The sequence below is a fragment of the Phytoactinopolyspora alkaliphila genome, from assembly GCF_010550695.1.
Classification (GTDB): Bacteria; Actinomycetota; Actinomycetes; order Jiangellales; family Jiangellaceae; genus Phytoactinopolyspora; species Phytoactinopolyspora alkaliphila.
The window spans coordinates 114,177-128,679 of record NZ_JAAGOB010000013.1 but is presented as its reverse complement, the minus strand read 5'-3'; the positions used below and the strand labels follow the sequence as shown (position 1 = coordinate 128,679).

Annotated in this window: 10 protein-coding genes; 5 read left to right on the top strand and 5 right to left on the bottom strand. The window is 66.2% G+C overall.

Translation table 11 applies throughout. The features are described from left to right. Positions 1 to 5 precede the first annotated feature (5 nt). From G1H11_RS20845 to G1H11_RS20825, 5 genes are all read right to left on the bottom strand, one after another. On the bottom strand, positions 6 to 1,784 hold the full coding sequence (locus G1H11_RS20845; protein WP_216843990.1) for an ABC transporter permease: 1,779 nt from the start codon (positions 1,782 to 1,784) through the stop codon (positions 6 to 8). Continuing rightward, positions 1,781 to 3,013: an ABC transporter ATP-binding protein gene (locus G1H11_RS20840; protein ID WP_163820523.1), complete on the bottom strand. Its 1,233-nt coding sequence runs from the start codon at positions 3,011 to 3,013 to the stop codon at positions 1,781 to 1,783. The genes G1H11_RS20845 and G1H11_RS20840 overlap by 4 nt, the downstream gene beginning before the upstream one ends. Then, positions 3,003 to 4,037 carry an extracellular solute-binding protein gene (locus G1H11_RS20835; RefSeq protein ID WP_174257846.1) on the bottom strand — a complete coding sequence of 345 codons (1,035 nt, stop codon included), beginning with the start codon at positions 4,035 to 4,037 and terminating at the stop codon, positions 3,003 to 3,005. Before G1H11_RS20835 ends, G1H11_RS20840 begins: the two co-directional genes overlap by 11 nt. 109 nt (positions 4,038 to 4,146) lie before the next feature. After that, complete coding sequence (locus tag G1H11_RS20830) at positions 4,147 to 6,015, bottom strand: glycerophosphodiester phosphodiesterase family protein (protein ID WP_163820522.1); 1,869 nt, start codon at positions 6,013 to 6,015, stop codon at positions 4,147 to 4,149. A gap of 207 nt (positions 6,016 to 6,222) precedes the next feature. Then, positions 6,223 to 7,689 (bottom strand): discoidin domain-containing protein, encoded by a 1,467-nt coding sequence (locus tag G1H11_RS20825; RefSeq protein ID WP_163820521.1) that lies wholly within the window; start codon positions 7,687 to 7,689, stop codon positions 6,223 to 6,225. Between the two features lie 311 nt (positions 7,690 to 8,000). Between G1H11_RS20825 and G1H11_RS20820 the strand changes: the two genes are divergently transcribed. The 5 genes from G1H11_RS20820 to G1H11_RS20800 all read left to right on the top strand — a co-directional run bounded on the left by G1H11_RS20820 (position 8,001) and on the right by G1H11_RS20800 (position 14,501). After that, positions 8,001 to 9,980, top strand: a complete 1,980-nt coding sequence (locus G1H11_RS20820) for an ABC transporter substrate-binding protein (protein WP_163820520.1) — start codon at positions 8,001 to 8,003, stop codon at positions 9,978 to 9,980. A gap of 102 nt (positions 9,981 to 10,082) precedes the next feature. Then, positions 10,083 to 11,084: an ABC transporter permease gene (locus tag G1H11_RS20815; RefSeq protein ID WP_163820519.1), complete on the top strand. Its 1,002-nt coding sequence runs from the start codon at positions 10,083 to 10,085 to the stop codon at positions 11,082 to 11,084. Next, positions 11,081 to 12,319, top strand: coding sequence for an ABC transporter permease (locus G1H11_RS20810; RefSeq protein ID WP_163820518.1), 1,239 nt, complete (start codon positions 11,081 to 11,083; stop codon positions 12,317 to 12,319). The genes G1H11_RS20815 and G1H11_RS20810 overlap by 4 nt, the downstream gene beginning before the upstream one ends. A gap of 17 nt (positions 12,320 to 12,336) precedes the next feature. After that, on the top strand, positions 12,337 to 13,431 hold the full coding sequence (locus G1H11_RS20805; protein ID WP_216843989.1) for an ABC transporter ATP-binding protein: 1,095 nt from the start codon (positions 12,337 to 12,339) through the stop codon (positions 13,429 to 13,431). Continuing rightward, entirely contained in the window at positions 13,428 to 14,501 is a 1,074-nt protein-coding gene (locus tag G1H11_RS20800; RefSeq protein ID WP_163820517.1) for an ABC transporter ATP-binding protein, read from the top strand. The genes G1H11_RS20805 and G1H11_RS20800 overlap by 4 nt, the downstream gene beginning before the upstream one ends. Positions 14,502 to 14,503: the final 2 nt, after the last annotated feature.

Sequence of the window (14,503 nt, the reverse complement as noted above, 5' to 3'; positions counted from 1 at the left end):
CCAACTCAACGGTTGCCCATGCCGCCGCTGAACTTGTAAGCAATCTGCTGGAGCACCACGACGATCACCACCAGCAGCACGGACAATGCGGAGGCGGTGAAGATCTCCCCTCGGTGCAGCGCCTCGAAGATCCGGTAGCTCATCGGCTGCCATGCGGCGGGCGCCATCAGCACGGTGAGACTGGTCTCCTTGATGACCGTGACGAACACCAGGATCGAGCCCGCCAGCAGACCGGGCGCAAGGAGCGGGAAGATGACTGTCGACACGGCCACGAACCGGGACGCGCCCAGACTCCCGGCGGCCTCCTCGACCTCGTTGCCGATCGCCTGCATGCTCCCCGCCGTGGATCGCAACATGTAAGGCAACCGGCGGATCGCGTACCCCACCACGAGGAGGAAAGCACTGCCGGTCAGCATGAGGGGGGCAGCGTTGAAGGACTGGATCAGCGCGATGCCCAAGGCGATGCCCGGCACGATCAGCGGGATGGTGGTCAGGAAGTCCAGTCCGGTCGACTTGTTCCGGTGCACGAAGTAGGTGATGAACGTGCCTGCCACCAGACACACCAGCAGCGCGCCAGCGCCGAGGACAAGGCTGTTGATCACATTGTCGAATCCCCGGCCGAAGACCCGCTCGTAGTGGGCCAGCGTCCACTGCTGCGGCACCAGGCTCGAGCTCCAACGCCGGGCGAAGGACATGACGAAGACCGACGCGAGCACCAGGGTCGGAAGCAGGACCACCAGCGAGGTGTAGATCGCCAATCCTCGGCACAGCCCCTTCGACCGGTTGAGCTCCACCACGGCGCCCCGGCCGGTCAGCGTGCCATAGCCCTTGCCGCGCAGCACCAGCCTCTGCAGGCCGAAGAAGGCCGCGACGACGGCCGTCATGACGATCACCAGGACCGACGCGCCCGCCCAGTTGAAGAATCCGGCGATCTCCCGGTATGCCTGCACCACGATGAGGTTGAGATCTGGCGGCGCCAGCACGATCGCCGCGCCGAAGTCGGAGAACGCGATCGCGAAGATCAGCAGCGCTGCTGAGATCACACCGGGTAGGGCAAGCGGCAGAGTCGCGGTGAAGAACGGTGTCAGCCCCCTGGCTCCCAGGTTCGTTGCGGCGTTCTCGACCGAGACGTCAGCGACCCGGAACGCCGCGACCATCGGCCACAGGACGAAGGGAAACAGGAAGAACACCATGGCCAAGACGATGCCTGTCATCGAGTTCACGTTGAAGATCGTTCCGTCGCCGCCCAGCCGCTGATACAGCGCGGTGGCCCAGCCGGAACGGCCGAACATGATGATCAGGCCGCCCGCGCCCACCATCGTCGGAATGACGATCGGCACCGTGCACAGCACCATCAGCACGCGCTTGAACGGCATGGCCGTCCGGGCGATCCCATACGCGATCGGCATCGCCAGAAGTGTGGTGATCACCGCCACCCACGTCGCCAGCACCAGGCTGTTGCGTAGTGCGGACACGTATGCCGGCCGGGTGACGGTGTCGATGAACGTCGCGAACGACGCGTCCCCGAGCCGGTCCAGGTTCGTGGCGCGAATCTGACCGTCGATGAGCGCACCGAGCAGGTTCGCGGGCTGACCGGTAAGGCTGACTACCACCAGTGACACTAAGGGGACCAGCAAGAAGACCGCAAAGAACGCCCAGACCAGTAGCCGGACAATACCGAGTGTGTCCAGCTTGGCGCGCAACCAGCCAGTTGCCCTGCCACCCGGGCGGCGTTGTTCACTGTCGGCCGCCGCGGGGGCCGGGCGGGTGTCCACGCCGCTCACGACGGCGCCTCGGGGGTGAGCAGCCGAACCCGGGAAGGGTGAACGTCGAGGACGACGTCCTCGTCGATGCCCATCAGCGACGACGCCCCGGCAAAGGAGTGCTCGGCCCGTACCAGGCCGGCCCGGGTCTCCACCTCGTACTGCACGATGGCACCCAGGAAACCGACGTGGCGAACCTTGCCTCCGATCCGGTTTCCTGCGGGAACCGACGGCTCCATGCTGTCTGCCCGGGACCCGCTGTCTGCCCGGGACACGATGAACGCCTCGGGCCTGATCAGCACCTCACATGTGCCGCCGCCTCCCCACGCGTCCTCGGATCGCAGCGTCGACCCGGCCACGTCGACCACGGTCAGAGCGTCGTCCCGGCCGGCAACGGTTCCCGGGAGAAGGTTCGACGTGCCCACGAAGTCTGCTGCCCACGGGGTCGCCGGGCGTTCGTAGAGCTGTGTCGGCTCGGCGATCTGGACGATACGGCCGTCCCGCATCAAGGCGATCCGATCGGCCATGCTCATGGCCTCGTCCTGGTCGTGAGTGACGAAGATCGTCGTGATGCCGACCTCTTGCTGGATGTCCCGGATCATGTACCGCATCTGGGTGCGCAGCTTACGGTCCAGGTTGGACAACGGCTCGTCCATCAGCAGCACGGACGGCCGTTTGACCAGTGCCCGGGCGAGAGCCACCCGTTGTTGCTGGCCACCCGAGAGCTGACTGACTTTGCGTCGCTCGTAGCCGGTGAGATCGACCCGCTCCAGGGCCTTCGCCACCTCGTCACGGACTTCCGGCTGCCGGTGCGCCAGCCGGCTGTTCGCCAGGCTCCCCAGCGCACTCAGCTTCCGAGATGCGCCACCTCCATTGAGCCGATCCATGAGCAAGCCGTACGCGACGTTGCGGTAGACGTCGTAGTGCGGGAACAACGCATAGTTCTGGAACACCATGCCGGTGTCCCGCTCCGCTGGCGAGAGGCCCGTGACACCGCGCCCGGCGATGCGCACCTCACCCGACGTCGGCTCCTCGAAGCCGGCCACACAGCGCATCGTGGTTGTCTTTCCGCAGCCAGATGGACCGAGCAGCGCGAAGAACTCACCCCGCCGAATGCTGACGCTCACGTCGTCCACGGCCAGCGTGTCGTCGAACTTCTTGGTCAGCCTCCGCAAGTCGAGGAAGCCTTCGGCGTCCGCTGCGCTCATGTCCCCGACCGGCTCCACGGCTAGCGCGCGATCAGCCGCCATACCGGTCCGCCCAGGCGTTGCGGATGCTGTCGTAGTTCTCCGACACCCAGTCGACGTCGAGATCCATCGCATGTCCTGCGACATCCGCCGGAGTCAGCGGGATGCGCATATCGACCTCGTCATTGGCGACGAGGTAATGCCAGTCTGCCCGGATCTGCTGCCCCTCAGTGCTGAGGAACCATTCAACGAACTGCTGGGCGCCTTCGGGGTTCGGCCCGTCGGCGATCAGCGCGATGGGGTTGACCAGGACGGGAGTGTTCTCGGGGATGTGAAAATCCACCGGCGCGCCCTGCTGCTCCTGCAGTTGGTACGGCATGAACTCGAAGGCAACCCCGAGCGAGGCCTCACCCTGCGCCACGGCCTGGGTAGGACCGGCTCCGGAGTCCGGGATAGCGCTGGCGTTCTCCACGACGCTGTCGAAGTAGTCCCATGCCGCGTCCTCGCCCTGCGACATCACTTGACTGAGCACGAAGAGCGTGGCCGTGCCCGAGGCTGCCGGGTTCGGCAGCTGGATCTCGCCGTTCCACCGCGGGTCCGCAAGCTCCTCCCAGGTCTGAGGCAACTCGTCCGCGCTCACCAGTTCGGTGTTGTAGGCGAGCCCGAGCACGAAGATGTCGGCACCGATCCAATGCCACTCGTCTTCGCGCATCTGGATCGGACCGTCGAACAACTCCAGATCCCCGACGACATCGGGAGTGAACGGCTCCAGCAGGCCGTTCTCCTTGGCGAACTCGAACGGCATGAACCCGCCGCCGCCGTACCAGACGTCGCCGCGCGGGCTGTCCTGCTCGGCCAGCATCCGGTTGACTATCTCGTTCGTTCCCCCCGACGTGACCGTCACGTTCCCGCCGACCTGATCCTCGAATGCGGCAGCGATCTCCTCGGTCATGTCCGCGGTCTCGGGCGAGTAGAAACTGATGGTGCCGATGTCGTCGTCGCCGCCGCCCGAGCCGCCACAGGCGGCGAGCAGCAGGCCCATGGTTGCTGCGACGGCCGCGGCCGGCAGCGTACGTGTGATCTTCATGGGGCTCCTACCTCTTGGTAATCGTCAGCCGGAAAGTCACGTGTTCTGGTGGTCGTTGCCGCGTTGGGCATGTGGCTCAGGGCGCTCTACGCGGCGACGATCGCCAGACTCAGCCGAGTGCGCGGGCGTCGCCGGCGACGAGTTCCGCGATGTCCTCTGGCAGCCGATGGCCGCCCTGACCGTTCTCGGCCAATGTCGCGACCCGCGCCCAGTCCTCACGATCGATCGCTCGCAGGAGCTGGTCACGCAGCTGCGCGGGGATGTCCGGGCCCGTGACAAGGTGCACCAGGCCAGCGGGCGACGCCTCGATGGTGACCGAGGACGAACTCTCGGCCACTCCACCGACGCCTCGCGCTTCGGCAGCGACGACGAGTTCCCCCAGATCCAGAGTGTTGACGTCCACGGCCGCGCCTTCGGTGACCGGTTCGCCGCCAAGAGTGATCTCGACGTGGTCGGCGCGCTCGGCAATCACCGCCGGAACGATGACGTCACCTCTGGTCAGGGTGGCTCCGTCCGCCGGAGAGGCGATCTGAACTGACGGCTCGTCGGGAACGGTCTGCACATGGCGCGCGTTCCAGCCGACCAGGCGGCCCGGATGATCGGTGATGACACCGTCGACCCCGAGGTCGCGCAGGATCTCCCACTGGTGTGGATCGTTGATCGTGTACGGCATGACCGCGATGCCCGCCTCACGCAGATCAGCGATCACCTCGGGCCGCTCCTGCAGCCGCGCCCACGACGGGTTGTAGGCCACCACGCCGAAGTCCTCGGCAACCGCCACGGGGTCGGCGTCCAGCGTGGAGCGCAGCAGGGCAAGGCGTAGCTCCGGCTCGATGTCCCTGGAGTCCCGCAGCACCTGCTCGTCGAAGCTCTGCAGGATCACCTGGTCGAGCTGGTCCCGTTCCCGGATGACGTCGATGATGGTGACCAGCTCGTCGTAGGTCTCAGGGCCCTTGATCTCCAGAAGCAGGGTCGGCGCCCGGCCCCGCATCAAGTCGAGGACATCGGCGAAGGTCGGGACCGGCTGGCCCTCGAACGCGGAGGAGAACCAGGAACCGGCGTCCAGACCGGACACGTACTCCGAGTCCACCTCGGCCAGCACTCCGCTACCGTCGGTCGTGCGGTCCAACGTGGCATCGTGCAGGAGCAGAGGCACTCCGTCGGCGCTGCTGTGGACATCGATCTCCACATACTCGGCACCCGTGCGCAGCGCGGACTCGATCGCCGCGAGCGTGTTCTCCGGACTGACGCCGGAGTAGCCGCGATGGGCCACAACCGCCGGCACGGAGTCCGGTCCGATGGGGCGAGTGATCGGCTCGTCGTCCAGTTGGGTCACGACCACGTCGTCGAAGGACACTGTTGCTCCGTTCGCTATCAGTCCCAGCACGCCGTCCTCCGATCGTCGGAGTGCCGAGGTGTTCATCACCGGGACGCCATCGAAGATCCAGGTGGCACGGCTACCACGTACCTCGACAGCCACCTGGACATCCTGTCCCACTCCCGCGTCAAAGGGGGCTGGCGCCGTGTTGGTCACATTCCACGAGTCCGACGTGGTGCGCTGGCCGAACTCCAGGCCGTTGTGCGCCGACGTCCCGCTGCGCATGGTCGCGATCCACCACGGTGTCGAGCCGTCTGGCGCGATGTCTAGCGCCACGGCGGTCCAGCGCGCAGCGTTCACCACTTGCTCGAAGCGGACCGTCACGTCCACGCGGAAGTTCCGCTCGTGCGATCCGAACGTGATCCGGGATTGCTGGGAGGATGATTGACTGTGCCCCACCAGGCGCCCGTCGACCACCTCCCAGTCGCCTTCTACTGGGTTCCAGCCTTCTGGGATGCCGTCGCCGGAGAAGTCCTCCTCGAGGATCACCTCTGGCTTCTCCAGATCTTCGGTGACTGCCGGTGCTGGCGCGACGGCGACGAATGCCGCGGCCAGCGGTACGACAGCGAGGGCGGGGAGCGTAACGCGAAGCAGCCGCACGGGTACCTCCTCGTACCGGTGGAGCGCTTTCCGCACAGGGTCGATCGGCGACGGAATCCAGTCGCTACTGAGCAGAAACACTCACTTTCGGGTGTTGGCTCGGGAGTCTACGAGCGGTTTTCTGATCGGTCAAGGGTTGGATGAGCGTAAGCGAGCGAAACCACTCACTACCTGTCAACGAATGTCCAAGTGACGCGTGACCACCAGTCATTCATACGTGGTGAGTTCGGCCACCGCGGTGAATCCTGCGACTCCCGCGTGCGCGGACAGACGCAGGTAGCGAGCCCGCACACCGCCGGCCACGGTCACGTCCTTCGGGAGTGAGTCACGAGCCCACGAACCCGACGCCACCGGCTCGAAGGTCGTGCCGTCCGTGCTCACCAGGTACTGGTACCGGGTTACGATCCCTTCGTATGTGCTCATCGGCGGGCGGTACCGCACGGCCGCGATGGTCCGCTCACGCCCGAGATCCAGCGTCAGGTGGTGTGGGTGCGGCTCCGGCGTCTCGGGGCCTGCGCCGGAATGCCAGTAGGTCCTCGGGTCACCGTCGACGGCCAGTGCTGCCGAATGCTCGCGCGCGGCGCTCGACGCCTCGGCGGACATCTCCGTGACGGGCACCGGAGTACCGGCGGGCGGCGCGGGAATCGCCTCCATCTCCGGTGCCGGCGGCTCGACGAGCGGCTCACGCGACGGCTCGTAGCCCTGCCGGTCGCCGCCGAAGCGCAGGCGCGAGACCACGGCGCCGTGATCGGAGTAGAAGGGATACAGCTCGTCGAGGTCGCCACCGCGGTGCCCGGGCAGGCGGCGAGTCCGGGTCCACGACGCCAGCACGTCCACGTCACCGCGGGCCAGCAGGTAGTCAAGCCGCATGGGCGCGTACATGAACGAGTGGCCGGCCGTCCAGGTGCGCCCCGGATACCGCGCAGCGTCGGGATGCGCCGTCCGGTAGGTGTCGGCGAAGCCCGCCTCGGCGAACATCTCCATCACCGGCCAGCGCAGGACGAGACCCTCGTGGCGCGGCGCGCCGGCATGCGCCTCGGTCCAGTCCAGGGACGTCTGCGTGTTGAAGTCACCGCCGAGCAGCACCGGAGCGTCGTCGCGAACGTAGCGCGGCAACCGGTCCTCCAGGATGATCCTGGCCATCTCCCGCCGGCGCTCGTCGTCACTGGCGGCGAGGTCGGCGTCGGTGTACGTGCGCTCCAGCCCCATGGCGGCTTCGAGCGCGGTCTGGTTCAGCGGCCCCCAGGAGTTGGCGAGATGCGAGATCCACGTCGTGAACGCGTGGAGGTGGCCGCCGCCAGGAAGCACGAGCCGGGCGCCCCCGAAATTGAACGAGGTCACCGGAGGCTGGCTGATCACCGGGTAGACCTCCTCGACCGGCAGCCAGGTGAACAGCCAGAGATTGTCTCGATCAGCCGCCTGGCCGGCCTCGCGGGTGATCGGTACGCCGGTGAAGACCCGGCCGTCCCCGGTGTCGCGGTTGAGTGCCTTCTCGATGCGCTCCCCGAGCCCGTACGTCTCGACCAGAAAGATCAGGTCGGGCCGCTCGTGTGCCAGGAAGTCCAGCAGCTCGCTCTTGTTCTGTTCCGCGAAACCGTGCGCGTGCAGCTTGTCGAGATTGCCTCCGTGCCAGATGTTGAAGGCCATCACATCGAGGACGGTTCCAGTGATCATGAGAGCCTCCTGCGGCACGTCTCGAAACGGTCACCGTTCGCCCACAGTATGCACGATAGTGATCACTTCGACCAGTACGGCGCACGTACGCGCCCCACCACCGGACATCCCGTAAACAACATGCGTCAACGCATGTCATCCACGGTTAACGCGGCGGCCATCGACCGACCACTTCCTGATCACCGGGTGAGCGTTTTTGCGTGAAAATCTCTCCAAACGATTGACATCTAGCATGATCGACAGGACGATGTCGTCAGAGTCGTCCGGTTTCTTCAACTCGTCCCCGACGCATATCGGCAAGGAGCACGCCCATGACGACCACGACCTTCACGAAACGCTGGTATCGCGTCCTGGCGCTGATACCGGCCGCAGCGCTTCTCGCCGCCGCCTGCAGTCCGGGTACGGGCGGGGACGGCGACGACAGCCTGCCTCCTCTTGAGCAAGACGACGCCGTCGCCGAGGGGCAGCACGAAGCACCGGAACTCGCCCAGATGGTCGAGGACGGCGAGCTTCCGCCCCTGGAAGAACGGCTGCCCACAGACCCGCTGGTGGTCGACGTCGTCGATCGCATCGGCGTCTACGGCGGCACCTGGCGCCGCGCCGAGTCCGAGGTGTACGAGCTCGAGGTCACCGAGCGCCGGCACATCGGCTACGAGCGGCTGTTCAACTGGACACCGGAGTGGGAAGGCGGGTCCGAAACGACGCCGAACATCGCCACCGACGTCGAGGTCAATGACGAGGGCACCGAGTACACATTCTTCCTGCGCGAGGGCATCCGCTGGTCGGACGGCGAACCGTTCACCGCGGACGACATCGTCTTCGCGGTGGAGGACTACTACTTCCATGAGGACCTCACCGCGGACGCGGACCCACGGCTCCTGGTGAGCGGCGGGCCCCCCGAGGTGGAGGCGATCGACGACTACACGGTGAAGTTCACCTTCAGCCGGCCGCACGGCCTGTTCCTGCAGAGTGTCGCCGAGTGGGCGACCCAGAAGCTCACCGCCATGCCCCGCCATTACATGGAACAGTTCCATGCCGACTACAACGACGACGATCTCGACGACCTGGTCGCCGAGTCCAGCCTCGGCAGCTGGGTGGACCTGTTCGTCGACAAGTCCGACCCGATGCGCAACCCAGACCTGCCGGTCATCTACGCGTGGAAAGTCACCCAGCCGTTCGGCCAGGGCACTGACGTGGTGTTCGAGCGCAACCCGTACTACTGGAAGGTCGATCCGGAGGGCAACCAGCTGCCTTACATCGACCAGCACGTCGTCCAGCTGGTGGAAGACAGTGAGCTGATCAAGCTGCAGGCGATGAGTGGCGAGCTGGACTTCCAGCGCACCGTGGGTGGCCCCGCGGACCGGGCACTGGTGATGGAGAACGCGGAGCAGAACGACTACCACGTCGTCACCATGCAGCCCGACCACATGAACACGATGGCGATCCACCTCAATCAGACCACGCCGGACGAGACCAAGCGGGAGATCTTCCGGAACAAGGACTTCCGGATCGGCCTTTCGCACGCGATCAACCGGCAGGAGATCATCGATCTCGTCTTCTACGGTCAGGGTGAGCCCTACCAGATGTCGCCCTCGTCCGAGCTCTTCTACGACGAGGAGCTGGCCAAGCAGTACACCGAGTACGACGTCGACCTCGCCAATCAGTACCTCGACGATGCCGGCTACGAGATGGACTCCAACGGCCGCCGGATCGGTCCCGACGGCGAGCCGATCACCATCACCATGGATTTCGCCAATGACGTGAACGACGACTGGACGGACGCCCTCGAGCTCGTGCAGGGCTACTGGGACGAGGTCGGCGTGCGGATGGAGCTCAACGGGATCAGCCGCTCGCTGCACACCGAGATCGTGCGGGAGAACGGCGAGCATGAGGCCACGGTGTGGACCGGCAGCGGCGGGCTGGTGCCGTTCATGCAGACCCACTGGTACTTCCCGTCGACTCAGGCTGCCGACTTCGCCTCCGCGTGGGGCGAGTGGTACCTGAACCCGGACAACCCCAAGGCCGAGGAGCCGCCCGAGGGCCCGCGCCGGCAGATGGAGCTGTACGACGAGATCCTGGTCACCGCGGACCCGGACCAGCAGGTCGAGTTGATGCGGGACCTGCTGGACATCCTCAAGGACGAGTTCTACTCGATCGGGATCAGCTCCCCGCCGGAGGGCATCGGCGTGGTGACGAACAAGATGCACAACGTCCCGGACCAGATGTTCAACTCCACGTCCTGGCCGACGCCGGGCCCGTCCAACACCATCCAGTACTTCATCGAGGAGTAGACGGCGAGTCCACCCACCGGCCCGCACCACGGCCGGAACCGCTGCGAGGCGCCGTCTCAGCGCCTCGCAGCGGTCTACCTGGAGTAAGGAGACGGGCACCAGATGCTCAGATACATCGCCCGGCGCGTGCTGGTGATGCTCCCGACGCTGTTCCTGATCTCGCTGGCGTCATTCTTCATCATCCAGCTCCCACCGGGAGACTTCCTGACGACCTACGCGGCCGGCATGGGCGCGCAGGATGCGATTGTTGCGCGAGAGCATCTGGCCGCGCTGGAGGAGCGCTACGGTCTCAACCAGCCGTTCCACGTGCAGTACTGGCAATGGATCTCCAACATCGTGTGCTGCGGCGATTTCGGGCAGTCCTTCGAGTGGCGCCGCCCGGTGTCCAGCCTCATCTGGGACCGGCTGACCCTGACCATGCTCCTGGCCGTCGTGTCCACCCTGTTCATGTGGTTCGTTGCGTTCCTGATCGGCACCTACACGGCGGTCCGGCAGTACTCGATCGGCGACTACTTCTGGACCTTCGTCGGGTTCGTGGGGCTGGCCATCCCGAACTTCCTGCTCGCGCTGGTCCTGATGTACATCTCGTTCCGGTACTTCGGGCAGAGTGTGGGCGGGCTGTTCTCTCCCGAATACCAGAACGCCCCATGGAGTATCGGCAAGCTGTGGGACCTGTTCCAGCACATGTGGATTCCGGTGATCGTGATCGCCACCGCGGGTGCCGCGGGCACCATCCGCATCATGCGAGCCAACCTGCTCGACGAGCTGCACCGGCCGTACACGACGACGGCCCGGGCGAAGGGGATGCAGGAATGGCGGCTGATCGCCAAGTACCCGGTGCGGCTGGCACTGAACCCGTTCATCAGCACGGTCGGCTGGACCCTCCCTACGTTGATCTCCGGTGAGATCATCGTGTCCGTGGTGCTGGACCTGCCAACCACTGGGCCGTTGCTCCTGCGGGCCCTGCGCAGCCAAGACATGTACCTGGCGGGCAGCTTCATCCTGATGCTCGGCGTGCTGACGCTGATCGGAACGTTGCTCTCCGACATCCTGCTGGCCTGGCTTGATCCGCGCATTCAGTACGACAAGGTGGGGAGCCGATGACGCACATCGAACCCTCTTCCCAGACCGATCCGCTCGCGGAGACGACGCCGCTCGGCGCCGCGCCGCCGGCGAGCTCGCCGGTGGGATCGCCCACCGGCCCCGGGAAGGGCATCGCCGAGGCCGGCAACGCGGGGTCCGGTGGGAACCTGTACACCGCCTCCCAGTGGCGGCTGATGTGGTGGCGGTTCCGCAAGCACAAGCTCGCGATGGCCAGCGGGATCTTCATTCTCCTGGTCTACGTGCTGCTCGTCTTCGCGGAGTTCATCGCGCCGTACCACTCGTCCGACCACAACGCCGCCTACCAGCACGCGCCGCCGCAGCGGCTGCACCTGTTCGAGGAGACCCCCGACGGATCGCGGTTCAATCCGCACGTCAAGGGCCTGGAGTATGAGACTGACGAGGAGACCTGGCGGCGATCGTTCAGCCCCGACGAGGAGCAGGTCTACCCGGTGCGGTTCTTCGTACGCGGGCACGAGTACGAACTGTTCGGATTGTTCACCACGGACATCCACCTCTTCGGGACCACCGATCCGGAGGCGCCTATGTATCTGCTCGGCGCCGACCGGCTGGGGCGTGACGTGCTGAGCCGGGTCATCTACGGCACCAGGATCTCCATGTCCATCGGCTTGATCGGCGTGGTCATGGCACTGGTTCTCGGCGTGATTCTCGGCGGGATCTCCGGCTACTTCGGCGGATGGATCGACTCGGCGATCCAGCGGGTCATCGAGTTCCTGCGCTCGATTCCGGAGATACCACTCTGGATGGCACTGACTGCCGCCCTGCCTCGGTCATGGTCACAGGTTCAGGTGTACTTCGCGATCACGGTGATCCTCTCGATCGTCGGCTGGACAACCCTGGCGCGGGTCGTGCGCGGCCGGTTCTTCTCACTGCGTGAGGAGGATTTCGTCACGGCGGCCGTCCTCGACGGCGCGAGCCGGCCCAGGATCATCTTCCGGCACATGCTGCCGTCGTTCACCAGCCACATCGTGGCGGCGGTGACGCTGGCGATCCCGGCGATGATCCTGGCCGAGACCGCGCTGAGCTTCCTCGGGCTGGGACTCACCGAACCGACGGTGAGCTGGGGCGTGCTGCTCAGAGAGGCGCAAAACATCCCGTCCATAGCGCACACCCCTTGGGTGCTGATCGTGCCCGCGACGGCGGTCGTGAGCACGGTGCTGGCGTTGAACTTCCTCGGCGACGGGCTGCGGGACGCCGCAGACCCCTACAACAAGTGATGGGCTCGGGTGAACCAGTGGGGACGAAGAGCATGCAAGCCGCCGTCGGAGCGGATCTCGCGCAGGACTCGCTGCTGTCGGTCCGGTCATTGAAGACGCAGTTCCCGGTCGACCAGGGGCTGGTGAAGGCCGTGGACGGAGCCAGCTTCGAGATCCGCCGCGGGTCGACCCTGTGCGTCGTCGGCGAGAGCGGGTGCGGAAAGAGTGTCACGGCCCGGTCCATCCTGCAGATCGTCGACCGGCCGGGCCGCGTCGTCGGCGGTGAGATGCTGTTCCGCCGCCGGCTGCGCAACGGTTCCGCCCTCACCGGTGAGGAGGAGATCGTCGATCTGGCCAAGCTGGACCCGAAGGGTGCCGAGATCCGCGACATCCGGGGCCGCGACATCGCGATGATCTTCCAGGAGCCGATGACGTCGCTCAGCCCGGTGCACACCATCGGTGACCAGATCGTCGAGGCCGTACACGTGCACGAGAACCTCTCCAAGGCCGAGGCGAAGGACCGCGCCGTCGACGTTCTCCAGCGCGTCGGGGTGCCGAAGCCGAAGCAGCGCTTCGACTCCTACCCGTTCCAGCTCAGCGGCGGCCTGCGGCAGCGTGCCATGATCGCGATGGCGCTGGTCTGCAACCCCGTCCTCCTCATCGCCGACGAGCCGACCACGGCTCTCGACGTCACCACCCAGGCGCAGATCCTGGAGCTGATGCACGAGCTGCAAGCGGACTACGGCATGGCCATCATGTTCATCACTCACGACCTCGGGGTGGTCGCCGAGATGGCCGACGACGTCGTCGTGATGTATCTGGGGCTGGCGGTGGAACGGGGCGACGTGAGGTCGATCTTCCACAACCCGCAACACCCGTACACCCGGGCGCTGCTGCGCTCGATACCCAAGCTCGGACTCGGTGCCCGCACGGGCCCGCGGACCCGGCTGGACACGATCCGGGGAATGGTCCCCGATCCCTACAACCGGCCCGCCGGCTGCCCGTTCCACAACCGCTGCGACGAGTTCATGCCCGGCACCTGCGACCGGATCGTACCGCCGCCGATCCAGTTCGGCGACCGGCGCGAGGTGCGCTGCCTGCTGCACGGCGGCGCCGAGGAGGACACCCGATGAGCACCGAGACTCTCCCCACCGGTTCGCTGGCCGGGCCACAGGACCGGGTGCTGCTGAACGTGGAGGAGCTTCAGCTGCACTTCCCTATCAAGGAAGGGTTTCTCCGCCGTACCACGGGTCACGTGCGCGCCGTCGACGGCGTGAGCTTCTTCATTCGCGAGGGCGAGACATTGGGTCTTGTCGGCGAGTCCGGCTGCGGGAAGACCTCCACCGGGCGGTGCATTGTCCGGTCCCACCAGCCTACTGGCGGCCGGATCGCGTACCACGCGAAGGGTTCCGATCCCGTGGACATCGCCACGGTCGAAGGTAGCGACCTCAAGCGGTACCGGCGCGACATCCGGATGATCTTCCAGGACCCGCAGTCCTCCCTGAACCCGCGGATGACGCTGCGCGACATCATCGGCGAGCCGCTGAAGATCCACGGCATCGCCTCCGGCAGTGAGCTCGAGGACCGCGTCGGCGCCCTGCTGCGCGACGTCGGCCTGCGCCCCGAGTACATGAGCCGGTACCCGCACGCGTTCTCCGGAGGCGAGCGGCAGCGGGTGGGGATCGCCCGGGCGCTGAGCCTGAACCCTCGGCTGGTCGTCGCCGACGAGGCGGTCTCCGCGCTCGATGTCTCGGTGCGTGCGCAGATCCTGAACCTGCTGCAGGATCTGCAGGTGGAGCACCAGCTGACCTACCTGTTCATCTCGCACGATCTCTCCGTAGTCGAGTACCTGTGCGACCGGGTCGCCGTCATGTACGTCGGCAAGGTCGTCGAGATGGCGGACACGGCGACACTGTTCGCGAACCCGAAACACCCCTACACCGAAGCGCTGCTGTCCGCTGTGCCGAAGCCGGACCCGCTGCTGAGGGACCGACGGGACCGGATCGTGCTCTCCGGTGACGTCGCCGACCCGTCCGATCCGCCCAGCGGCTGTTACTTCCACCCCAGGTGCCGGTACGCGAAACCGATCTGCGCGGAGGAGCAGCCGCCGTTGCGTGACGTGGGCGACGGCACCTTCGCCGCCTGCCACTTTTCTGAGGAGCTCAATCTGCGCGGCGTCGCCACCCCGCCCCCTCCAAAATGATC

What these genes read in the sequence shown, in the direction of transcription:
- G1H11_RS20840 (WP_163820523.1), bottom strand. Translation starts at nt 3,013, where the DNA reads ATGGCGGCTGATCGCGCGCTAGCCGTGGAGCCGGTCGGGGACATGAGC.
- G1H11_RS20835 (WP_174257846.1), bottom strand. Translation starts at nt 4,037, where the DNA reads ATGAAGATCACACGTACGCTGCCGGCCGCGGCCGTCGCAGCAACCATG.
- G1H11_RS20825 (WP_163820521.1), bottom strand. Translation starts at nt 7,689, where the DNA reads ATGATCACTGGAACCGTCCTCGATGTGATGGCCTTCAACATCTGGCAC.
- G1H11_RS20820 (WP_163820520.1), top strand. Translation starts at nt 8,001, where the DNA reads ATGACGACCACGACCTTCACGAAACGCTGGTATCGCGTCCTGGCGCTG.
- G1H11_RS20815 (WP_163820519.1), top strand. Translation starts at nt 10,083, where the DNA reads ATGCTCAGATACATCGCCCGGCGCGTGCTGGTGATGCTCCCGACGCTG.
- G1H11_RS20810 (WP_163820518.1), top strand. Translation starts at nt 11,081, where the DNA reads ATGACGCACATCGAACCCTCTTCCCAGACCGATCCGCTCGCGGAGACG.
- G1H11_RS20800 (WP_163820517.1), top strand. Translation starts at nt 13,428, where the DNA reads ATGAGCACCGAGACTCTCCCCACCGGTTCGCTGGCCGGGCCACAGGAC.